The organism is Marinobacter oulmenensis (assembly GCF_014201735.1).
GTDB classification, from domain to species: domain Bacteria; phylum Pseudomonadota; class Gammaproteobacteria; order Pseudomonadales; family Oleiphilaceae; genus Marinobacter; species Marinobacter oulmenensis.
Genome location: NZ_JACHFE010000002.1, coordinates 59732 through 83129, shown reverse-complemented (window position 1 = coordinate 83129; position 23398 = coordinate 59732). Strand labels below are relative to the sequence as shown.

18 protein-coding genes and 1 tRNA gene are annotated in these 23398 nt (G+C 59.5%); 5 read left to right on the top strand and 14 right to left on the bottom strand.

The window, feature by feature from the left end; genetic code table 11:
• Positions 1-197: 197 nt before the first annotated feature.
• On the top strand, positions 198-410 hold the full coding sequence (gene rmf, locus HNR38_RS03575; protein ID WP_183699885.1) for a ribosome modulation factor: 213 nt from the start codon (positions 198-200) through the stop codon (positions 408-410).
• Positions 411-575: 165 nt separating this feature from the next.
• Here the strand turns inward: rmf and HNR38_RS03570 are convergent, their stop codons facing one another.
• Positions 576-1607, bottom strand: coding sequence for a quinone-dependent dihydroorotate dehydrogenase (locus HNR38_RS03570; RefSeq protein ID WP_183699883.1), 1032 nt, complete (start codon positions 1605-1607; stop codon positions 576-578).
• Positions 1608-2009: 402 nt separating this feature from the next.
• Here HNR38_RS03570 and HNR38_RS03565 point away from each other — a divergent pair, with 402 nt between their 5' ends.
• On the top strand, positions 2010-3170 hold the full coding sequence (locus HNR38_RS03565; protein WP_183699881.1) for a cation diffusion facilitator family transporter: 1161 nt from the start codon (positions 2010-2012) through the stop codon (positions 3168-3170).
• A gap of 15 nt (positions 3171-3185) precedes the next feature.
• On the opposite strand, the gene HNR38_RS03560 is transcribed toward HNR38_RS03565, so the two are convergent.
• On the bottom strand, positions 3186-4661 hold the full coding sequence (locus tag HNR38_RS03560; RefSeq protein ID WP_183699879.1) for a RimK family protein: 1476 nt from the start codon (positions 4659-4661) through the stop codon (positions 3186-3188).
• Between the two features lie 202 nt (positions 4662-4863).
• Here HNR38_RS03560 and rimI point away from each other — a divergent pair, with 202 nt between their 5' ends.
• Positions 4864-5979 (top strand): ribosomal protein S18-alanine N-acetyltransferase, encoded by a 1116-nt coding sequence (gene rimI, locus HNR38_RS03555; protein ID WP_183699877.1) that lies wholly within the window; start codon positions 4864-4866, stop codon positions 5977-5979.
• On the opposite strand, the gene uvrB is transcribed toward rimI, so the two are convergent.
• Positions 5980-8040: an excinuclease ABC subunit UvrB gene (uvrB, locus tag HNR38_RS03550; RefSeq protein WP_183699875.1), complete on the bottom strand. Its 2061-nt coding sequence runs from the start codon at positions 8038-8040 to the stop codon at positions 5980-5982.
• 181 nt (positions 8041-8221) lie between these two features.
• Between uvrB and HNR38_RS03545 the strand changes: the two genes are divergently transcribed.
• Positions 8222-9406: a pyridoxal phosphate-dependent aminotransferase gene (locus HNR38_RS03545; RefSeq protein WP_183699873.1), complete on the top strand. Its 1185-nt coding sequence runs from the start codon at positions 8222-8224 to the stop codon at positions 9404-9406.
• A 68-nt stretch (positions 9407-9474) separates the two neighbouring features.
• Positions 9475-9550 (top strand) — tRNA-Asn (locus HNR38_RS03540).
• A 394-nt stretch (positions 9551-9944) separates the two neighbouring features.
• Here the strand turns inward: HNR38_RS03540 and pyrF are convergent.
• The 11 genes from pyrF to gyrA form a co-directional block, all read right to left on the bottom strand.
• Entirely contained in the window at positions 9945-10655 is a 711-nt protein-coding gene (gene pyrF, locus HNR38_RS03535) for an orotidine-5'-phosphate decarboxylase (RefSeq protein ID WP_183699871.1), read from the bottom strand.
• A 31-nt stretch (positions 10656-10686) separates the two neighbouring features.
• On the bottom strand, positions 10687-11856 hold the full coding sequence (gene lapB, locus HNR38_RS03530) for a lipopolysaccharide assembly protein LapB (RefSeq protein WP_183699869.1): 1170 nt from the start codon (positions 11854-11856) through the stop codon (positions 10687-10689).
• The gene (locus tag HNR38_RS03525; protein ID WP_183699867.1) at positions 11856-12158 is read right to left on the bottom strand and encodes a LapA family protein; all 303 of its coding nucleotides are present in this window, start codon (positions 12156-12158) and stop codon (positions 11856-11858) included. The genes lapB and HNR38_RS03525 overlap by 1 nt, the downstream gene beginning before the upstream one ends.
• 62 nt (positions 12159-12220) lie before the next feature.
• The gene (locus tag HNR38_RS03520) at positions 12221-12517 is read right to left on the bottom strand and encodes an integration host factor subunit beta (RefSeq protein WP_183699865.1); all 297 of its coding nucleotides are present in this window, start codon (positions 12515-12517) and stop codon (positions 12221-12223) included.
• Positions 12518-12649: 132 nt separating this feature from the next.
• On the bottom strand, positions 12650-14341 hold the full coding sequence (gene rpsA, locus HNR38_RS03515) for a 30S ribosomal protein S1 (RefSeq protein WP_183699863.1): 1692 nt from the start codon (positions 14339-14341) through the stop codon (positions 12650-12652).
• A 131-nt stretch (positions 14342-14472) separates the two neighbouring features.
• The gene (gene cmk / locus HNR38_RS03510) at positions 14473-15153 is read right to left on the bottom strand and encodes a (d)CMP kinase (RefSeq protein ID WP_183699861.1); all 681 of its coding nucleotides are present in this window, start codon (positions 15151-15153) and stop codon (positions 14473-14475) included.
• On the bottom strand, positions 15150-17381 hold the full coding sequence (locus HNR38_RS03505) for a bifunctional prephenate dehydrogenase/3-phosphoshikimate 1-carboxyvinyltransferase (RefSeq protein ID WP_183699859.1): 2232 nt from the start codon (positions 17379-17381) through the stop codon (positions 15150-15152). Before HNR38_RS03505 ends, cmk begins: the two co-directional genes overlap by 4 nt.
• Before the next feature lies 1 nt (position 17382).
• Complete coding sequence (hisC, locus tag HNR38_RS03500; protein ID WP_183699857.1) at positions 17383-18507, bottom strand: histidinol-phosphate transaminase; 1125 nt, start codon at positions 18505-18507, stop codon at positions 17383-17385.
• 33 nt (positions 18508-18540) lie between these two features.
• Positions 18541-19638 (bottom strand): prephenate dehydratase, encoded by a 1098-nt coding sequence (gene pheA, locus HNR38_RS03495; protein WP_183699855.1) that lies wholly within the window; start codon positions 19636-19638, stop codon positions 18541-18543.
• Positions 19639-19640: 2 nt separating this feature from the next.
• Entirely contained in the window at positions 19641-20723 is a 1083-nt protein-coding gene (gene serC, locus HNR38_RS03490) for a 3-phosphoserine/phosphohydroxythreonine transaminase (RefSeq protein WP_183699853.1), read from the bottom strand.
• Positions 20720-23290, bottom strand: coding sequence for a DNA gyrase subunit A (gene gyrA / locus HNR38_RS03485; protein WP_183699851.1), 2571 nt, complete (start codon positions 23288-23290; stop codon positions 20720-20722). Before gyrA ends, serC begins: the two co-directional genes overlap by 4 nt.
• Positions 23291-23398: the final 108 nt, after the last annotated feature.

Below are 23398 nucleotides of genomic sequence, written 5' to 3'. Positions count from 1 at the left end.
AGTGTACATCGGCCAGAATATCGTCTTACCTTGTAACTGACGCGTCGTTCCGGACGCCCCAGAAAGGGCGTTCGTTAACAGGATCCTGACGGCTCTGGCCCGAGTAGGCAATAGGGTTGTACCGGAATGAGTAAGCCCTTGCCAAGGCCTTTGCAAGTGTATGCGCATGTTCTGTTAATCCATTAGTGAGGAACGGCATGAAAAGACAGAAAAGAGATGTATACGCTCGTGCGTTCAAGCGGGGTTACCTCGCTGGCGTGTCCGGAAAATCCAAAGACAGCTGCCCGATTGATCAGCCCGAAGTTCGCCAGGAATGGCTAAGCGGCTGGCGGGAAGGACGTCAAGATAACTGGGAGGGCATGACCGGCGTTTCCGGCATCCACAAGCTTGCCAACGTCACTGCCACCTGAGCAGCACGTTGGTCTCCGTTTGAACCTTACTCTGTTTTTTCCAGATTGATGACAATTTGACGCAGTAACCAATAAACCAGAACGGGGCCTCCCGCCCCGTACCATGCGTGAAAGCGCCACGGGGTTCGTTCCCCGCAAGGGCCCGCTCAGCGGGCCCATTTTTATTCAGCCGTTTCGGCGCCACTCCTGCCTGATAGCCTCGACCGCTTCTGTGATCAGACCCGGACCGCGGTATATAAAACCGGTATAGATCTGCACGAGCTTTGCCCCTGCCCTGACCTTTTCAGCGGCGCTCTCACCATCGGTAATGCCACCCACGCCAATGATCGGAAGACGCTCACCCAGTTCCGCGTACAGGCCTTCGATCACCCGCACCGAAGCCTCCCGGACCGGTGCACCACTCAGGCCTCCCGTCTCATGCTCATGCTGGTGGCCCCGCACCCGCTCCCGACTGATGGTGGTGTTGGTCGCAATCACCCCGTCCAGCCCGCTCTCAAGCAGGGCCCGGGCGACAAAGCGGATACCCTCGTCGTCCATATCCGGCGCAATCTTCACGGCAACGGGCACATAACGCCCCAGCCTCTGATGGCATTGTTGCTGTTCATCCTTGATGGACGCCAGAAGCGCCTTCAGGGAGTCACCGAACTGCAGATCCCTGAGCCCCGGGGTGTTGGGAGAGGAGACGTTGACCGTGATGTAATCGGCGTGCGGGTAAACAGCCGCAATCCCGCACCGATAATCCCGTTCGGACTCATCGTTGGGGGTGTCCTTGTTCTTGCCGACGTTAATGCCCAGGATGCCACGAAAGCGTCGCTGCTGAACGTTGGCAATCAGATGATCCAGCCCCTCGTTATTGAAGCCCATACGATTGATAATCGCCTGATGTTCCGGCAGTCGGAACATCCGGGGCTGAGGGTTACCCGGCTGGGCCCTGGGTGTGACGGTTCCCACCTCGACGAAGCCAAATCCCAGACCACCCAGGGCATCCAGATGATCCGCGTTTTTATCGAGGCCGGCAGCCAGCCCGACCGGATTCGGAAAATCCAGTCCCATGACGCGGACAGGGCACGGCTCCGGCTGCCCGGCCAGCAGTTTCAGGGCACCCAGCCGGTAAGCCATATCGAGACTGTTCAGGGCCAGATCGTGAGCCCTTTCCGGGGGCAACCGGAAAAGCAGGCTGCGAAGAAAACCGTACATCAGAATACTCCTTGTCGAGGGTGGCGGAAGTATACCGGAAGTTGTTCACACCATCTTCCTCTTCCGGACATTCCACTTGAACCCCCTTGTTTACAAGGCTCCCGGCGCTTTTCCACGAAATCTGTGGATAACCCTGTTGAAAATTCATGGGCAAATGCCCTGACCCCTTGATAAACGCGCCAGCCTACAAATTGATCATTTTTTGATCAGTTATTTTCTTTATATTTTTCAGCAAGTTATAGAGTCAATAGACGGGTTTGACGCAGATCAGGGAAAAGTGATAACGGGTAACCAATCCGTCATCATGTGCATAAATAAACCAGCGCAATGCGATTAAATTGCCTGCGAAAACGGATCCGGAAGCTATAATGCTCCGGTCATCCCCCAGGAGAACGCAAAGCCATGGCGCAACCGGAAAACGATCATCAACAACCTGACCGGGATCATAAAGCGGAGCGAAAAGCAGCCTCCAAGGTGACGGTTATCGGCATGATCCTCGATGCCGTACTGGGTCTGATCAAGGTTGTTGGTGGCGCGTTGTTCAACTCCCAGGCGCTTCTGGTTGACGGTATCCACTCATTCACCGATGTGGCGTCGGATTGGGTGGTCCTGGCTGTCATGCACCTGTCCCGGAAAGAACCGGATGCTGACCACCCCTATGGCCACCAGCGCATTGAAACCCTGGGCACTCTGCTCCTGGGCAGCATCCTGATTGCCGTCGGCGCCGCACTGGCCTGGGAGAACATTCTCCGGTTGTGGGCCGGCGGCGCCCTTGCCGTACCCGGCTGGCCCGTCCTGGTAGCAGCAGGCGTGTCCGTTGCCAGCAAGGAATGGATATACCGCTACACCCGCCGTGTCGGACTGCGCATCCGTTCGGACCTGATCATCGCCAACGCCTGGCACAGCAGAACGGATGCCTTCTCTTCTGTTGTGGTGCTGGTTTCAACCATTGGCGCCATGCTCGGGTATGTCTGGCTGGATGTTGTGGCCGCCGTGGTCATCGCAGCCATCATCATCCACATTGGCTGGAAATTTACCTGGGACAGCGTCAAGGAACTGGTCGACACCGGCCTGTCAGAGGAAGATACCGAAACCCTCCGGGCCATTGCCCTTGATACCGACGGCGTGCGCAATGTCCATGAACTCCGCAGCCGGCGAATGGGCCATGACATCCTCCTGGATGTCCACCTCGTGGTGAGGCCGGAAATCAGCGTATCCGAGGGCCATCAGATCGGCATGAAAGTGGTCACCGGTATGCGGGGGGCTCTGGACAACATTCGGGATATCAACTTTCACATCGACGCCGAAAACGACGAACAGTCACCCCATGTCACCCAACCCCACCTGCCATCAAGAGAGGAAATCCGCAGCATCCTGGCAACACAGCTGGGCAGTTTTCCCGCCCACAACCGTCTGCGCCTGCATTACCTGAAAAACCGCATCCACATTGAGATCTTCCTGGACGACCCGGAGCAGAGCCCGCTCACCACAACCCAGGTGCGCACTGCCCTGTCGGATTATCCCTGGTTCGGTAGCGTACGGGTCTGGCAGGCAACCGGGTAACACCGCCGACGGCGGTCAGCGCCGGCGAACGGCCTCCATCCGTGACAGAAACTCCTGCATCACCAGTGTGTAGAGTTCACCACCGAGGAAGCGGTCCTCAACACCGGAATCAATGCTCGGGTTGTCGTTGACCTCGATGACCGCCACCCGGTTACCGGACTGTTTGATGTCCACACCATACAGGCCATTGCCGATCAGACGGGTGGCATTCAGTGCTGCCTGGATCACCGCCCGCGGGACCTCGTATGTCGGCAGGGTCTCAAAGTCACCGCTTTGGACCGATGCGCCGCCATGCTGGTAGATCTGCCAGTGCCCTTTGACCATCATGTACTTGCAGGCATAGATGGCGCGCCCGCCGAGCACTCCGATGCGCCAGTCGTAATCCGTGTAGAAATACTCTTGGGCCAGAATCAGGGCGGATTGCCGGAACAGGTCTTTCAGGCCATCCTTGAGCTCTTTTTCATCCCGGGCCTTGATGACGCCCCGGGAAAACGCCCCGTCCGGGATCTTGATCACCACCGGCAGCCCCAGTTCCCGGATGACCCGAAGGTGCGCGTCCTTTTCGTCCCTGGAGAGAATCAGGGTACCGGGCGTGGGTACCTTGTTGGTTTTCAGCAGGTCGGCCAGAAACACCTTGTTGGTGCAGCGCAGAATGGACACGGGATCGTCGATAACCACCATACCCTCCGCTTCGGCTTTTCGGGCAAACCGGTAGGTGTGGTGATCAATGGCCGTGGTTTCCCGGATAAACAGCGCATCGTATTCCGGCAGGCGCATGTAATCCCGGCGCTGAACCCGCTCCACGTTAATGCCAAGCTTGCGCCCGGCCCGCTCAAACCGTTTCAGGGCTGCCTCATCACTTGGTGGCAGGGTTTCCTCCGGGTTCACCAGCATCGCCAGATCGTAACGGTAACGCCGGCGGGTCCGGGGCTTGCGCCAGATCATGCTGCTGAAATGGTCCAGCGCCGAGGCAAACAGATCCTGCTCGCTTTCCTCCAGATCGGACGGTGCCGCCGGCTTCATGGAGTCAATCTGCCACTTGCGCCTGTACCGGAACACCACTTCCAGAACCGGACATGGAAATCGTTCAAACAGGATCCGGGCAACCGGCTTGAGTGCCTGCTGTGCCGCCTGGCCAAAACAGGTCCGCACGCGGATTTCACGGGAACCCTCCGCCGCTGACGCCTGATCCAGCCATTCGGTCACGCTTTGATCCAGTTCCTCCAGTTCCAGCGAGAACAGCCCCTTGCGGCTGAGATCGTTCAGGGTCATAACGGAAGGCACGACGTGGTGGCCGCGCGCTTCAGCCAGCAGGGAACAGTAGTAGCCCCGGCTCAGATAGCGGGCACTCTGGCACAGATTGATCACCCGGACCCGCCGACCCGGGGGCGGCGAGAAATTCAGGTACTGATCAAAGGTCAGAACATCTTCACTGGGATAATAGGGTGCCCAGTCCCGGGCCCGGTCAACAACAAGCAGTAAGCGTGACATGATCGGCGTCCTCCCTGCCGAAAAAGCGGGGCTGAGTGGCCCGCCTGATTGGCGCAACAATACGACAGCCCGGGGAACCGCACAATCACCGGCCAATGCGTGCTTTTACGCACGCCCGGCAGCTAGCCGACATCCGCCGACCTCAACCATAATACCCCCACGGCAACATCCGCCGACTGGCCACCCACAGGTCTCCCCTAACATGACTGAAATCACCATCCGCCACGCCAGGACTGAAGACCTGGACGCACTACTGAAACTGGAAAACCGGTGCTTCCGGGATGACCGGATCTCCCGCCGGAGCTTCCGGCGTTTCCTGGAAATGCCCAGGGACCGGCTGATGGTGGCTGACCAGGCCGGACAACTGGTGGGGTATTGCCTGATCCTGATGAATGCCGCGACCCGCCTGGCCAGAATCTACTCGCTCGCGGTTGATCCGCAGGTGCGGGGGCAGGGCCTGGGAGAACGGCTGGTGCAGGAGGCGGAGCAGGAAGCCGTGGCGGCAGATCGCATCGTTATGCGACTGGAGGTCCGGGAGGACAACGCTCCCGCCATTGCCCTGTATCAGCGCCTGGGATACCGGCAGTTCGGCACCTACCGGGACTATTATGAGGATCACGGCAACGCCCTGCGCTTCGAGCGCCGGATCCTGTTTTACGAGCCACGCCGTGAATTCCTGCCGGTCCCCTATTATCCCCAGACAACCGAGTTCACCTGTGGCCCGGCCGCTCTGATCATGGCCATGGCGGCCCTGAACGAGCAACAGCCGCTGACCACACTCGAAGAACTGCAGATCTGGCGCGAGGCCACCACCATTTTCATGCTGGCTGGCCACGGCGGCTGCGGCCCACACGGTCTGGCCCTGGCCGCCTGGCGGCGGGGATTCGAGGCCAGTCTGTGGGTGAGCCACGAGGGTCCGCTGTTTCTGGAGACGGTACGCAGCCAGGACAAGAAGCGGGTCCTGTCACTGGTTCATCAGGGCTTCCTTCAGGACATCGGGCAGACAGGCATCGGCATTCACCACGAGCCGTTGTCCCTGCAGGATATGGAGGACGCCCTGCTCCAGGGCCGGATTCCGGTCATCCTGATCAGCACCTGGCAACTGAACCGCAGCCGGGTGCCCCACTGGGTGACCGTGTGCGCGATGGATCAGCATTTTGTCTATCTGCACGATCCGGACATCGACACCGACGACGGGGAAACCGTCGCCGACAAACAATACCTGCCTATTGACCGGCGGATCTTCGAGAAAATGTCGCGCTATGGCCGCAACCAGCCTCTGCAGGCCACGGTGATTGTCGGCCCCCGGCGAAGCTGATCAGCCGGTACGGATAGCGGCTTCCTTGAGCTCGGCCACCTGATCCCGCAGGCGGGCAGCGGTCTCGAAGTCCAGGTCTGCAGCAGCCTTGTACATCTCGTCTTCCAGCTTCGCCACGTCCTTGAGGACTTCTTCCGGGGAGCGGTTCCCGGCCTTGGCCATGTAGGTTTCCGCTTCTTCCGCCGCTTTCTCGCCCGGCCGTTCGGACCGGCGCCGGCCCCGGGTGCCTCCACCGCCCGGCGCACCTTCCATGATATCCGACACTTTCTTGTTCAGGGCCTGGGGCGTAATGCCATGGGCTTCGTTATGGGCAATCTGCTTGGCCCGGCGGCGCTCCGTCTCATCAATGGCTCGCTGCATGGAACCGGTGATCTTGTCGCCGTACAGGATGGCTTTACCGCGTACGTTCCGGGCAGCGCGGCCAATGGTCTGAATAAATGAGCGCTCACTGCGCAGGAAACCTTCCTTGTCGGAATCGAGGATGGCCACCAAGGATACTTCCGGCATGTCCAGACCTTCCCGCAGCAGGTTGATCCCGACCAGCACGTCAAACTCACCCCGGCGAAGATCCCGGATGATTTCGACCCGTTCCACCGTGTCGATGTCCGAGTGCAGATACCTCACGCGGATATCGTGCTCCATGAGAAAGTCGGTCAGGTCCTCGGCCATGCGCTTGGTCAGGGTGGTTACCAGCACCCGTTCCTGCACTGCCACCCGCTCCCGGATCTCGGACAGCAGGTCGTCCACCTGGGTGGAGGCCGGCCGTACCTCTATCTCGGGGTCCACCAGGCCCGTGGGCCGGACCACCTGCTCCACCACCTGACCGGCGTGTTCCGCCTCGTAGGGGCCTGGCGTGGCGGAGACAAAGATCATCTGGGGCGCTATGCGCTCCCATTCTTCGAACCGCATGGGCCGGTTATCCAGTGCCGAGGGCAGCCGGAAGCCGTATTCCACCAGGGTTTCCTTGCGTGAGCGGTCGCCCTTGTACATGGCCCCGATCTGGGGAATGGTCACGTGGGATTCATCAACAATCAGCAGGGCATTCGGTGGCAGGTAGTCAAACAGGGTGGGCGGCGCCTCCCCTGGCTGCCGGCCGGACAGGTAGCGGGAGTAGTTCTCAACCCCGTTGCAGTAACCCAGTTCCAGCATCATTTCGATGTCATACCGGGTCCGTTCTTCCAGCCGCTGGGCTTCCACCAACCGGTTGTTGTCCCGTAGCTGTTTGAGACGCTCGTCCAGCTCTACCTTGATATGCTCCACCGCATTCAGCACCGTTTCACGGGGCGTGACATAGTGGGATTTCGGATAGATGGTCACCCGGGGCACCCGGCGCAGCACCTCCCCGGTCAGCGGGTCGAAATAGCTGAGGTTCTCCACTTCATCATCAAACAGTTCGATGCGAATGGCCTCTTTTTCGGATTCCGCAGGGAAGACATCGATCACATCGCCGCGAACCCGGTAGTTGGCCCGGTGAAATTCCAGGTCATTACGGGTGTACTGGAGCTCCGCCAGGCGCCGCAGTATCGAGCGCTGGTCCACCTCATCGCCGCGATCCAGATGCAGCATCATTTTCAGGTAGGACTGCGGATCCCCCAGGCCGTAGATCGAGGAAACGGTCGCAACGATGATGGCATCCGGCCGCTCCAGCAGGGCCTTGGTGGCGGACAGGCGCATCTGTTCAATGTGTTCGTTGATCGAGGCATCCTTCTCAATGAAGGTGTCGGACGACGGCACATAGGCTTCGGGCTGATAGTAATCGTAGTAGGACACGAAATACTCGACGGCGTTGTCCGGGAAGAACTCCTTGAACTCACCGTAAAGCTGCGCTGCCAGGGTCTTGTTGTGCGCCATGATGATGGTCGGGCGCTGAACCTCCTGGACCACATTGGCCATGGTGAAGGTCTTGCCGGAACCGGTCACCCCCAGCAGCGCCTGGTGCGCCAGCCCGGAATGGATACCGTCCACCAGTTGATCAATGGCTTTGGGCTGGTCACCCGCTGGCTCATATGGGGAGTTGACCTGAAAATACCCTTTCTCCCCGCTGGATACACTAGTGGCCATGGTGGGCAATCTACCTCCGGTACAGCAGTCACGGGCACGGTTTGTGTCCGGACCTGAAGAAATTTAGTGTTCAGGCCGCTTCATGATAACATCGAACGCATCGACGACTGGGTAAAAAAGCAGCCAGAATCGCGGCCCCTGGCGTCGTACCTAACAGGAAGCAGCTTTAAGGAGCTCTAGTTTGGATCTTCAACTTTCCAGCCGAGTACAGGCGATCAAGCCCTCCCCCACTCTCGCTGTCACCAACAAGGCAGCTGAACTCCGCGCCGCCGGTCAGGACATTATCGGCCTGGGCGCAGGGGAGCCAGACTTCGACACCCCGGAACACATCAAGAAGGCGGCTATCGAAGCCATCCAGAATGGCCAGACCAAGTACACCGCCGTTGATGGTACGCCCGCGCTCAAGAAAGCGATTATCTCGAAGTTCAAACGGGACAACGGCCTGGAATACGAAGCTAACCAGATACTGGTATCCAGTGGTGGCAAACAGAGCTTTTTCAACCTCGCCCTGGCGACACTGAATGCCGGTGACGAGGCCATCATTCCGGCGCCCTACTGGGTTTCCTATCCGGACATGGTGCTGGTGGCGGAAGGCAAGCCGGTGATCATCGAAACCACCGTCGACACCCGCTTCAAGATCACCCCGGAACAGCTGGAAGAGGCGATCACCGACCGCACCCGGCTGTTTGTGATCAACAGCCCGTCCAACCCCAGTGGCATGGCCTATTCCCTGGAGGAGCTGCAGGCACTGGGTGAGGTACTGAAAAAGTACCCGGACATCATGATCGCTACCGACGACATGTACGAGCCGATCCTGTGGACCGGCAAGCCGTTCTGCAACATCGTCAACGCCTGCCCGGAGCTGTACGAGCGCACCTTCGTGCTGAACGGTGTATCAAAGGCCTACAGCATGACCGGCTGGCGTATCGGCTATGCCGCAGGGCCGGCGAAGATTATCGGGGCGATGAAGAAAATCCAGTCCCAGAGCACCTCCAACCCCTGCTCTATCTCCCAGGCAGCCGCCACAGCCGCCCTGGAGGGTGATCAGGCCTGCGTGGGCGAGATGGTTACGGCCTTCAAGGAGCGCCATGACTGGCTCGTGGACGCCCTGAACAAGCTGCCGGGCGTGGAGTGTCCGAACGGTGACGGCACCTTCTACGTATTCCCCAGCTTCCAGGGGGCTATCGATGCGGACAGCAGTGTCAGCACCGATGTGGAGTTTGCCGAGAAGCTGCTGACAGACGCCGGCGTGGCCCTGGTTCCGGGCTCTGCCTTTGGCTGTCCGGGCCACATGCGCCTGAGTTTTGCCACCAGCATGGAGAACCTGGAAAAGGCCATTGAGCGTCTGCAGAAGGTGCTCGGATAAAATTGCCACCAGGGGTTGACGGGGCCGTAACGCCAACTTAATATACGCGCCTCGTCACACGACGCTGTTCCCCGATAGCTCAGTTGGTAGAGCAACGGACTGTTAATCCGTTTGTCGCTGGTTCGAGCCCAGCTCGGGGAGCCACTATTCCGAAAGCCCGCTAATTCCCAGAATTAGCGGGCTTTTTTGTTTGGTCCCTCTCACCCCCAGCCTGAGACTTAAGCGGATTGGCGCGATGGGCAAGCGTTGCCAAAAACCGCTACGAGCACATCCATGTGCGCTTCTCTCAGGCCATCCATGGCCTTCGAAATTTTTGGCAACGCTTCCCCATCACGCCTTTCGTACTATGCAGGAAACGCTACTCAAGGCGGATCTCCCCGTAAGCCGGGCAGCCTAGTCGCCTGGCCCCTCACAAAAATCTGCGGAGCCAGGGATGGAGGAGCCGAAGCGTCACAGGGACGTGCCGAAAGGAGCGTTTTTTGGGAGGGGCCAGGCGACTAGGCTTACCCCAATTCAAACAGGCTGGGACCGGGCATCCTCAGACCGAAACCACCTCGGCGTGAATCGACGCCAGGGCGGCCAGCGGGTCGTCCGCCTGGGTAATCGGACGCCCGATAACGAGATAGTCTGATCCCGCTTTCAGGGCGTCGGTCGGCGTCATGATCCGATGCTGGTCCCCACGGTCGGCGGAGACAGGGCGAATGCCGGGAGTGACAAGCTGGAAGTCGCTGCCCTGCTCGGCCTTCAGTCGCGGCGCTTCCTGGGCCGAGCAGACCACGCCATCCAGGCCACTGTTGCGGGTCAGCGTGGCCAGACGGGCAACCTGAACCTCCGGAGCATCGGTAATACCGATACCGGCGAGGTCGTCCGCTGACATACTGGTGAGGACAGTAACAGCGATCAGCAGCGGCCGGTCCTTACCGAACGCTTCCAGGCGGTCACGGCAGGCCTGCATCATCTTCTCTCCACCCGAAGCATGGACATTGACCATCCATACGCCCAGATCGGCTGCCGCCTCCACCGCCGCAGAGGCCGTGTTGGGAATGTCGTGGAATTTCAGATCCAGGAAAACATCGAAGCCCCTGTCCTGAAGCGCCCTGACCAACGCCGGCCCGGAGCGGGTAAACAGCTCCTTGCCCACCTTGAGTCGGCATTTAGCCGGATCAAGCTGATCGGCCAGTGCCAGTGCGGGATCCTGGGCAGGGAAATCCAGGGCGACAATAATTTTGGGGTCTGCAGGATTGTGCACGTTCGTCTTCCGGATGGTTGGATGTAGGGGGTTATTCAGCTTCAACGCCCTGTATGGGGCGGATGGTCTCCCACTGCTTGCAGCTCGGGCAGAGCCAGTGCAACTGCTGACCGGCAAAACCACAACTGACACAGCGATAAATCGGCCGGTTGGCCAGTATCAGATGCCCGATACGACTGACCAGCCGCCCTTCATCCGTGGTCATGCCCTTTTCGTAGCCGGCCATTTCCACCAGGCGCAACAGCCCACGTACTGACGGCCGGATCTCAAGCTCCTGGCGAAGAAGATCAATCGCCGCCGGGCGGCCACTGGCACGCTCGACGGATTCTACCAGCGCCAGCAACAGGCTGGTACTGGGGTATTGCTGATACAGTTTGCGCAGCTTGCGCACCAAACGGCCAACGTCGCCGTGTTCCCTTTCGATCCGCATCAACCGGTCGACCGCCTCCGGGCCGAATTCCGGGTTCTGGGTAAACACCTTGAGGCTCTGGTTGCCAGCCTCACGATAGTTACCGGCGCGAAACTGCAGTTTCATCAGAAGGAAGGTCGCCCGGACACAGGAACGATCGTATTCCAGCGCCTCTTTCGCCAGCTTCTGTGCAGCCCAGCGATCATCCCGGTTCAGGGCTGCCTCCGACAACTCGCAGGTAATGTAGGACAGCGTCTTGAACATCGCCGGATCTGCTTCACCCCGGGTCAGGGTTCGGGCCACCTGAGCCGCTTTGTCCCATTCCCGTTCCTGCTGGTAAAGCTCTATCAGTATCCCTGAGGCATTACGCCCGTATTCACGGTCCCCCATCAGTTGGTGCAACAGGGACTCCGCACGATCGAGCAGCCCGGCATTGAGGTAATCGGTGGCCAGCTCCAGAGTGACCTGCGGCGTATAGCGTGCCGGCAGCTCAGGGCGCGCGAGCAGATTCTGATGAATCAGGATAGCCCGATCGGTTTCACCCTTATTGCGGAAATGGGTGCCAATGGAAAGGTGCAGACTGACCGTATCCTTGTTCACCGCCAGGGACTGAACAAAGTTTTCAACGGCTTCGTCGGAATAATTGGTGAAGAGAAACTGAAGACGATCGCGAACCGAGTCCTCATCCGCGATATTGCCGGACGAACGCCGGGAGCGGGAACCGTACCGACCAACTGCCCAGCCGATGGCGACCGCCACTGTCAGCAGCAGCCACTGCAAAACCATATCCATTAGAGTGCCTGGTCGTTCTGCGCCCTGGATTTCTCCAACGCCTGTTCAGCCCGATCGAGTCTCTTTTTCAGCTGTCGACGGGAAACCGAGGTACGGAAAGTGGCCAGCAGTGTCATCAGCACACCGATCAGTGCGCCCAGCACAAAAGCCATGATCACCCAGACAGCGACACCGTGAGGCGGCGTCTCAAACAACAGGAAGTTAAGCGATACGGCCATCTGGTTATTCATTGAAAAAACCAGTGCCAGGAGCACCAGAACCAGTACCAGTACCGTGATGAGAATCTTCCGCAACCCTGCCATGTCTTACCTGCTCCAGATGGGGCTGACACACCCGATGATACGGCGTTCTGAAAAAGCGGCGATCAGAAGCCCTTCTTCATGCTGTCGTTGACCTGCTCCCGCAACTCCTTGCCGGGCTTGAAATGGGGAACGAATTTGGCGGGTAGCTGCACAGCATCTCCGGTCTTGGGGTTTCTCCCAACCCGGGCCTCGCGGTGGTGCAGGGAAAAGCTTCCGAATCCCCGGATCTCAATACGCTGCCCATCAGAGAGAGCATGGGACATATGCTCAATGATGGTTTTCACCGCCAGCTCCACGTCCTTGACGGAAAGCTGCGTCTGTTTTGAGGCAATCAATTCAACCAGTTCGGACTTCGTCATGAGGCGCTTCCCTCTGTCGTTGTTTTTTCGCAGACAACTGCTGGTCCCTAACGCCTACAGTTTAGCCAAACCAGAAAAAAACACAAAAAAAACGGGCTCTTAGAGCCCGTTTTTTTGACACCAAGCCGGATTTCAGTCCTTACTGGCGTTCTGCTGCTGCATCTGTTCCTTGATCAGGTCACCAATGGTGGTGGCGCCTGAGGACTCTGCAGCCTTGGTGCGGACGCTTTCCAGCGCCTGCTTGTCGTCTTCAACGTCCTTGGACTTGACGGACAGGTTGATAACGCGGTTCTTGCGGTCGATGCTGATGATCTTCGCTTCGACTTCTTCGCCTTCTTTCAGCACGTTGCGAGCGTCTTCAACGCGATCACGGCTGATTTCAGAGGCTTTCAGTACCGCTTCAACCTCATCGTTCAGGGAAACAGTGGCGCCTTTGGCGTCTACTGCAGACACAGTGCCCTTAACGATAGAGCCCTTGTCGTTCAGCTGTACAAACTCGGCGAACGGATCGCTTTCCAGCTGTTTGATGCCCAGGGAGATACGCTCACGCTCGGGATCAACAGACAGGATAACGGTTTCAACTTCGTCGCCCTTCTTGTATTCACGAACGGCTTCTTCGCCAGTCTCGTTCCAGCTGATGTCAGACAGGTGAACCAGACCATCGATGCCGCCATCCAGACCGATGAAGATACCGAAGTCAGTGATGGACTTGATCTTGCCGGCGATGCGGTCGCCCTTGTTGAAGTTCGTGGAGAACTCTTCCCAGGGGTTGGCAACACACTGCTTGATACCCAGGGAGATACGACGACGTTCTTCGTCGATGTCCAGGATCATCACTTCGACTTCGTCACCGACCTGAACAACCTTGGACGGATGGATGTTCTTGTTGGTCCAGTCCATTTCGGACACGTGTACCAGACCTTCAACACCCTCTTCCAGTTCAGCGAAGCAGCCGTAGTCGGTCAGGTTGGTCACCCGTGCGGTAACGCGGGAACCTTCCGGATAACGACCCTTGATATCTACCCAGGGATCTTCGCCCAGCTGCTTCAGACCCAGGGATACGCGGTTACGCTCACGATCGAACTTCAGGACCTTGACGTTGATTTCGTCACCAACGTTCACGATTTCGCTCGGATGCTTGATGCGCTTCCAGGCCATATCGGTGATGTGCAGCAGGCCGTCAACGCCACCCAGATCCACGAACGCGCCGTAGTCGGTCAGGTTCTTGACGATACCCTTGATTTCCAGACCTTCGGTCAGGGTTTCGAGCAGAGCTTCACGCTGCTCGCTGTTCTCGGCCTCGAGAACCGCACGACGGGAAACGACAACGTTGTTGCGCTTCTGGTCGAGCTTGATAACCTTGAATTCGAGTTCCTTGTTTTCCAGGTGGGTGGTGTCGCGCACAGGACGAACGTCCACGAGGGAACCCGGCAGGAAGGCGCGGATGCCAGACAGGTCGACAGTGAAACCGCCTTTGACCTTGCCATTGATCACGCCCTTGACAACTTCTTCTGCCTCGAAGGACTTTTCCAGTACTTTCCACGCTTCGGCACGCTTGGCCTTCTCGCGGGACAGACGGGTTGCACCGAAGCCGTCCTCGACAGCATCGAGAGCCACATCGACAACATCGCCGACAGCTACTTCCAACTCGCCTTTTTCGTTAAGAAACTGGGAGGCGGGGATAACGCCCTCGGACTTCAGTCCGGCGTTAACGGTGACCCAGTCGTTGTCGACGTCAACTACGGTTCCCTGGACGATGGAACCCGGTTGCATGTCAATTTCTTTCAGGCTTTCTTCAAAAAGATCAGCAAAGCTCTCGCTCATTATGTGTCCTATGTGATCAACGCAAGTATTCTCCGTGCCGCCAGCAACACGGTCTGTTAACGAATTCCGGCGACAGCCAGGGGCTGGCAATTAACGCTCTCGCCGGCATTACAACGACCAAAAAGGTGCAGTCAGGCCTGGCCTGCGGCGGCCATACACCTGTCAAACACCTCTTGGATACTCAAACCTGTGGAATCAATGACTTGTGCATCGTCCGCCGGCTTGAGAGGGGCCGCAGAACGGTTCATGTCCCGCTCGTCACGTGCCCGAATCTCATCTAAAAGATCCTGCATATTAACATCGACACCAGAACCCTTCAACTGGTCAAATCTTCGCCGGGCACGCTCTTCAGCACTGGCGGTCAGGAAGATCTTGCAGGGTGCCTCCGGAAACACGACGGTGCCCATGTCGCGGCCATCCGCCACCAGGCCCGGGGCTTTGCAGAAATCCCTTTGCCGCTGGAGCAGCGCGTCCCGTACCGGCTGCTTGACGGCAACCAGCGACGCGTTATTTCCGCAGGTTTCGGTGCGGATTTCGCCGGTTACATCCTCGCCTTCCAGCAACACCCGGACGGGTTCGCCCTCCTCGCCTGGCTCAAAGGCCACATCCAGAAAGGCCGCAACGGTGACCAGGCCATGATCATCGTCAAGCGATACCCCCTGGCGGGTTGCTGCCAGCGCCGTCAGGCGGTACAACGCGCCGCTGTCCAGCAGATGCCAGCCCAGGGTCCGGGCCAGCATCTGGGTAATGGTACCCTTGCCGGCGCCACCCGGGCCGTCAACGGTGATGACCGGAGCTTTGCTGTCTGTCATTCGCCTGCACCCTCTGCCTGAATTCGGATGCCCACGCTCTGGGCCAGCTCCACAAATCCCGGGAATGAGGTGGCCACGTTGGCGCAGTCATTGACCCGGATGGCACCGGTGGCGCGCAGCGACGCCACCGCAAAGGCCATGGAAATGCGATGGTCTTCGTGACTCTCAACGGTACCACCCGCCATTTCCTGGCCACCGTCAATGATGATCCCGTCCGGTGTCACTGTGGTTTCAACCCCCAGTGCTGCCAGACCATCGGCCATCACCTGGATACGGTCACTTTCCTTGACCCGCAGCTCCTCGGCGCCGCGAAGTACGGTACGGCCGCTGGCGCAGGCCGCCGCGATGAACAGTACCGGGAATTCATCAATGGCCAGCGGCACCTGGTCTTCCGGGATATCGATGCCCCGGAGTTCTGCCGAACGCACGCGCAGGTCCGCCACCGGCTCACCGCCGATCACGCGCTCTTCGAGCACCTCGATGTCCGCGCCCATGCGCTCCAGGATATTGATGACACCAACGCGGGTCGGGTTCATGCCGACGTGGCGCAGCGTCAGGTCGGAGTCCCGGGCAATACTGGCTGCCACCAGGAAGAACGCCGCCGAGGAAATATCCGCCGGCACATCAATGGCGCAGGCGGTCATACGGCCACCACCGGTCACACTGGCGGTAGCGCCGTCACGATGCACGTGATAACCAAAGCCTTCCAGCATGCGTTCAGTGTGGTCACGGGTGGGTGCCGGCTCGGTGACCGAGGTCATGCCCTCGGCATAGAGCCCGGCCAGCAGAAGACAGGACTTCACTTGGGCGCTCGCCACCGGCATCTGGTAGTGGATGCCTGTCAGCTTCTGCCCGCCTCGGATCTTCAGCGGGGGCCGCCCACCTTCGGCGGTGTCAATCACGGCCCCCATGGCCCGCAACGGGTCGGCCACCCGCCCCATCGGCCGGCGGGACAGGCTGGCATCGCCGGTCAGCTCGGAATCAAAAGGCTGGGCCGCCAGAAGCCCGGAAAACAGCCGCATGGCGGTACCGGAGTTGCCCAGGTAGAGAGGACCTCTCGGCGCCTGGAGACCATTCATGCCCACGCCATGAATGCGCACCAGCCCGTTCTCCGGACCTTCGATGGCCACACCCATGTCCCGGAAGGCCTGCAGGGTGGCCAGACTGTCCTCGCCCTCCAGAAAGCCTTTCACTTCGGTCACCCCCTCGGCGAGCGCACCGAGCATAATGGACCGATGGGACATGGATTTATCACCCGGCACCCGGATATCGCCCTGCACGGTACCACCGGGCTGAAGCGTGAAAGTCACCTGCTTGTTGCTGTTGTTAGTCACGTAAGCCTGTCCTGAAAGCATTTTCGAAAAATGTTCCCGCGCCGCTTTGGCACGACTGAACACCGTCAGCAGCGTGGCCCCATCACCCCGGGCAATGGCCTCACGCAACTGATCAAGATCATGGGTGAAGTGGTCAATCACCCGCAATACCGCATCGCGATTGGATAGAAAGATGTCGTGCCACATGACCGGATCACTGGCCGCGATGCGGGTAAAATCCCGGAACCCACCGGCGGCATACCGGAAGATGTCCATGTTCTCGTCTTCGCCAGCCAGGGTGTCGACCAGCGAAAATGCGATCAGGTGTGGCAGATGGCTGGTCGCTGCCAGCACCTCATCGTGGTAGGCCACAGACATGGTAAGCACCGTTGCCCCACAACCTTCCCAGAGAGTGGTCAGGCGCTGCACACTTTCGGCATCGGCTCCCTCAGGGGGCGTGAGAATCACCTTGTGGTTGGCAAACAGAAAAGGGTCGGCGGCGCTAACGCCGCTCTTTTCGGAGCCGGCGATGGGGTGGCCGGGAATGACGCGCTCCGGAACAGATCCGAAGACCGCCTTCACATCGTTGAGGAAACTGGATTTGGTGCTGCCGACGTCGGTCAGAATCGAGCCTTCGTCCAGAAAGGGATGCAGTGCCTCGAGCACCGTCCGGGTGGCCCGCACAGGAACCGCGACAACCACCAGATCACTGCCGGACACCGCCTGCGCCATGGAGTCCGCGGCCTGATCGATGACACCCAGGTCTACGCCCAGGGCCAGTTCTTCCGGTCGCTGATCGTAACCGACAACCTGCGCCGCCAGTCCGCCCCGACGGACAGCACTGGCCAGAGAGCCGCCAATCAGCCCGAGCCCGATAATGGCAACCCGTTCAAACAGCGGCTGGCCACCACTCACGTCAGCCTTCCTCGCCGGCCGTAATCATCGCTTCAGAGAGGGCTTCCAGAAAACGCTCGTTCTCGGACGCCAGACCAACCGACACCCGCAGATGCTGCGGCATGCCGTAACCGGCAACCGGGCGTACGATCACACCGCGATTCAACAGGGAGCGGTAGATGCCGGCAGCGTCCTCGCCGACTTCCACGGTGACAAAATTGCCCGCGGAGGGAATGTACAGCAGACCCATCCGGTCCAGACCCTCTTCAAGCTGACGCAGGCCCGCTTCGTTCACGTCCCGGGACCGCTTCAGGTAGTCCTCATCGTCCAGCACCGCAGTCGCGGCGGCCAGCGCCACCGTATCGACATTAAACGGCTGCCGGACCCGGTTGAGGATATCGGCGATGGCCGGGGAACTGATGGCGTAGCCCACCCGTAACGCTGCCAGGCCCCAGGCCTTGGAAAAGGTGCGGCAAACGATCAGGTTCGGGTAGCGCTCCAGCAGGTCCAGCCCGTCCGGATACTCGTCCCCGGTGAGGTACTCGCAGTAGGCTTCATCCAGAACCACCAGCACCTCTTCCGGAATGCGCTTCATGAAGGCTTCAATCGCGTCCGACTTATGAACCGTGCCGGTCGGATTATTGGGGTTGGCCACAAAAATCAGCCGGGTGCGATCGGTGACGGCATCCGCCATGGCATCGAGGTCATGCCCCCAGTCCCGAGCCGGCACACTGATGCCCCGGGCACCAATAGCCTGTGCCACCAGCGGGTAGACCGCGAAGGCATACTGGGAATAGATCACCTCGGAATCGGCATCGGCAAAGCAGCGGGTAATCACTTCCAGAACGTCATTGGAACCATTACCCAGCGTGATCTGGTCCATCTCGATACCGTAACGCCGGCACAGGGCCTGCTTCAGATTGAAGCCGTTACCGTCCGGATACAGACACATCTCGTCCAGCGCCTTACGGGCCGCTGCCATGGCCTTGTCGCTGGGGCCCAGCGGGTTTTCGTTGCTGGCCAGCTTGATGATTTCCGATGGATTCAGGCCCAGTTCACGGGCAAGCTCTTCAATGGGCTTGCCCGGCTGGTACGGAGACAGAGCACGGACGCCCGGGACCGCAAGACTCTGATAATCCACTGCCATAAAAACTTCCTCCGTATCCGCCGGAATAAAAAATTAAAGTACGCCGATGGGATAGGATCCCAATCGCTTGAGTTCCACCGCTTCGTCGTCCACATCCGCAAGCACGCGGGCAACCTGCTCATCCGCCATGTGCCCTTCAAAATCGATATAGAACACATAGGCCCAGGTGCCGCTGGGCGATGGCCGGGTTTCAATCCGGGTCAGGCTGATGCCATGCCGGTGGAATGGCTCCAGAAGCTGATACAGGGCCCCTGGCTTGTTACGCATGGACACCAGAATGGACGATTTGTCGTGCCCGCTGGCCGGCACTTCTTCCCGACCGATGATCAGGAACCGGGTGGTATTGTCCGGCCGGTCCTCGATACTGCTGGCGAGCTTTTCCAGACCATAGAGTTCTGCCGCCATATCACCCGCGATGGCCGCAGTACCCGGCTCTTCGGCCGCCCGGCGGGCAGCCTCGGCATTACTGGACACCGTCACCCGCTCAACACCGTAACGGTGGGTATCGAGCCACTGCCGGCACTGGGCAAAGGACTGCTGGTGGGAGTAGATGCGGGTGATTTCCTGATCGTTGTGGGCCGGATTCACCAGCAGGTGGTGGTGGATCCGAAGCTGCACCTCGCCGCAGATTTTCAGTGGCGACGACATGAACATGTCCAGGGTATGGTTGATCATCCCCTCGGTCGAGTTCTCAACCGGGACCACGCCGTAATGAGCCGCTCCGGATTCCACCTCGCGGAACACCGCATCAATCGCGGGCATGGGCACACTGACCACGGAATGACCGAAATGCTTGAGCGCAGCAGCCTGGGTAAAGGTACCGATCGGCCCCAGAAAGGCGATGTGCATCGGCTTTTCCAGAGCCAGGCAGGCAGACATGATTTCCCGGAACAACCGGGCCATTTCCTCGCCCGCCAGCGGCCCGGGATTGGCCTCCTTGATCCGGCGCAACACCTGGGCTTCCCGTTCCGGGCGGTAGAAGAAAACGTCCTGGTCAGGAGTGGCGGTCGTTTTGACATGGGCCACTTCCTGGGCACAGGCGGCCCGGTCACTGATCAGCTTCATGATCTGCTGATCAATCCGGTCAATCTCGTCCCGAAGCTCGGCCAGGCGTTTCTGCTCGTCGGTCATGGTCAGGCCTGCTCCTCCGCAAATTCCGCCATGTAATCAATCAATGCATCCACACCCGCTTCCGGCATGGCGTTGTAGATACTGGCGCGCATGCCGCCCACGGACCGGTGTCCCTTCAGGTTCAGCAGGCCCCGGGCGTCGGCGCCCTTCAGGAATTCACTGTTCAGGGCATCCTCAGCCAGGGTGAACGGCACGTTCATCCAGGAGCGGAAGCGCGGCTCGATCGGATTGGCATAGAAGTCATTGCCATCAATGAAGTCGTACAGTTTGCGGGCCTTGCGATCATTGATTTTCGCCATGGCCTCAACACCGCCCTGGGCCTTCAGCCACTTGAAGACCAGCCCCGCCAGGTACCAGGAATAGGTGGCCGGTGTGTTGTACATCGAACCGTTATCCGCAATCACCTGGTAATTCATCATCGTCGGCGTTTCCCGGCGGGCCTTGCCCAGCAGGTCCTTACGGATGATCACCACAACCAGCCCGGAGGGGCCGATGTTCTTCTGGGCTCCGGCGTAGATCAGACCAAACTTCGAGACATCCAGTGGCCGGGACAGCATGGTGGACGACATGTCGGCCACCAGCGGCACATCGCCGCTGTCCGGAACGAAGTCGAATTCCAGGCCACCGATGGTTTCGTTGGGGGTGTAATGCAGATAGGCGGCGTCGGCGCCGGTCTGCCACACCGCCTGATCGGGAATGCTGGTAAAGCCATTGGCTTCGGCGCTGGCTACCACATTCACGTCGGCGTAACGGCTGGCCTCAGCAATGGCCTTTTTCGACCAGATGCCGGTATTGACGTAATCGGCAGAGCCTTTATCGCCCAGCAGATTCAACGGGATGGTGGAAAACTGGCTGGACGCCCCACCCTGCATGAACAGAACGGCATAATCATCGGAAATGCCCGCCAGTTGCCGCAGGTCCTGTTCGGCGGCTTCGGCAATCGCGACAAAATCGTCACTGCGGTGACTCATTTCCATCACCGACATGCCCGTGCCGCGCCAGTCCAGCATCTCCTCCTGGGCCTGTCTCAGCACGGCTTCCGGCAAGGTGGCCGGACCCGCGCAAAAGTTGTACGCCCTGCTCATTCTTCGCTTTCCTCGCCTTCCACATCGTCTTCGTCGTCGGACTCAGCAATCCGCTCAACGCCCACCAGTCGTTCGTCCTCCTGGGACAGACGAATCAGGCGCACGCCCTGGGTGTTTCGGCTGAGCACGGAGACCTCGTCCGTGCGGGTACGCACCAGCGTGCCCTTGTCGGAGATCAGCATCATCTCATCGCCATCGAACAGTTGCAGCGCACGAACCAGGTCGCCATTCCGCTCGGAGCACTGCATGGCAATAACACCCTGGCTGCCACGGCTGTACGCCGGGAATTCCTCAATGGCCGTACGCTTGCCGTAGCCGTGCTCACTGGCGGTCAGCAGCACGCCGCCCTCCTGCGGGATGATCAGAGAAACCACGTGGTAACCTTCCGGCATCTTGATGCCGCGCACACCACGAGCCGTCCGGCTCATTGGCCGCACCTGATCCTCCGCGAACCGCACCGCCTTGCCGGCAGATGAGAACAGCATGATTTCGGCATTGCCATCGGTGATGGCGGCGCCAATCAGAGTGTCACCCTCATCCAGATTGAGGGCAATGAGACCGCTGCTGCGTGGCCGTGAGAAGTTCGGCAGCGGGGTTTTCTTGACCACGCCATTGGAGGTGGCCATCAGCACGAACTGGTCTTCCGGATAATCCCGGACCGGCAGGAAGGTGGTGATGCGCTCGCCCTCATCCAGCGGCAGGATATTCACCATCGGACGACCACGGGAACCACGGCTGCCCCGGGGAATTTCGAATACCCGCAGCCAGTAGACCTTGCCACGATCCGAGAAGCACAGAATGGTGTCGTGGGAGTTCGCCACCAGCAGCTTCTCGATAAAGTCCTCATCCTTCATGGAGGTGGCGGACTTGCCCCGGCCACCGCGGCGCTGGGCCTGATAGTCTTCAACGGCCTGGGTCTTGGCGTAACCACCGTGGGAAATGGTCACCACCAGGTCTTCTTCATCAATCAGATCGGCAATGGTCAGGTCACGACGGGAACTGGTGATCTCGGTGCGGCGCTCATCGCCGTACTGGTTGACCACTTCGGCCAGCTCATCACGGATAACCTGGAGCAGGCGGTCCGGATCACCCAGGATCTCCAGCAGATCCGCGATCTTGTCGAGGATTTCCTTGTATTCGTTCTGCAGCTTCTCGGTTTCGAGACCGGTCAGACGGTGCAGACGCAGATCCAGGATGGCCTGGGCCTGTTCCGGTGACAGGTGGTACAGGCCGTCGCGCAGCCCGTAATACTCCGGCAGGTCATCCGGACGGCAGGCGTCTTCGCCGGCCCGTTCCAGCATCGCCAGGACATCACCCGGCGCCCAGCCTTTGTCCATCAGCTTTTCTTTGGCTTCGGCCGCCGACGGTGAGCGACGGATCAGCTCGATCACCTCGTCGATATTGGCCAGAGCCACCGTGAGACCTTCCAGAATGTGGCCCCGTTCACGGGCCTTGCGCAGCTCATAGATGGTGCGGCGAGTGACCACTTCCCGGCGGTGGCGCAGGAAAGCCTCAAGCATATCCTTCAGGTTGAGCGTCTTGGGCTCGCCATTGACCAGCGCCACCATGTTGATACCGAACACGGTTTCAAGCTGGGTATGGGCGAACAGGTTGTTCACCACAACATCGGCGTTCTCGCCCCGGCGCAGGTCGATCACCACCCGGATGCCTTCCTTGTTGGATTCATCCCGCAGTTCGGTGATGCCCTCGATCCGCTTGTCCTTGACCAGCTCCGCGATCTTCTCGATCAGACGAGCCTTGTTCAACTGGTACGGCAGTTCGGTGATGATGATGGATTCACGACCGGACTTCTTGTCGACTTCGATCTCGTGGCGGGCACGGATGTAGATCCGGCCGCGACCGGTGCGATAGGCCTCGACAATGCCCGCACGGCCATTGATGATGCCGTTGGTCGGGAAATCCGGCCCGGGAATGTGCTCCATCAGCTCATCCACGGTCAGGTCCGGGTTATCAATCAGGCCCAGACAGCCATTGATGACTTCGGTCAGGTTGTGGGGCGGGATATTGGTGGCCATGCCCACGGCAATGCCCGAAGAACCATTCACCAGCAGGTTGGGAACCCGGGTTGGCAGCACATCCGGGATCTTCTCGGTGCCGTCATAGTTGTCGACGTAATCCACCGTTTCCTTGTCCAGATCCGCCAGCAGCGACTGGGCCATCTTTTCCATGCGCACTTCGGTGTAACGCATGGCGGCGGCGTTGTCACCGTCAATGGAACCGAAGTTACCCTGGCCATCAACCAGCGGATAACGCAAAGAGAACGGCTGCGCCATACGAACGATGGTGTCGTACACCGCCGAATCGCCATGGGGGTGGTATTTACCAATAACATCACCCACCACACGGGCGGATTTCTTGTAGGGCTTGTTCCAGTCATTGCCCAACTCGGACATGGCGAACAATACCCGCCGATGGACCGGCTTCAGGCCATCCCTCACATCCGGCAATGCCCTGCCGATGATGACGCTCATGGCGTAATCGAGATACGACTGCTTCAACTCTTCTTCAATATTGACCGGCAGGATCTCTTTGGCTAACTCACCCATCGAGAAAGGTTCCTTTGCGTTATCTGGACGTCGAATCGGGGTCGAATCCCGACCCCGTCTTTATTCATCAACAAGCCGCCGACTATACCACAGTCCACCCCGGTCCGG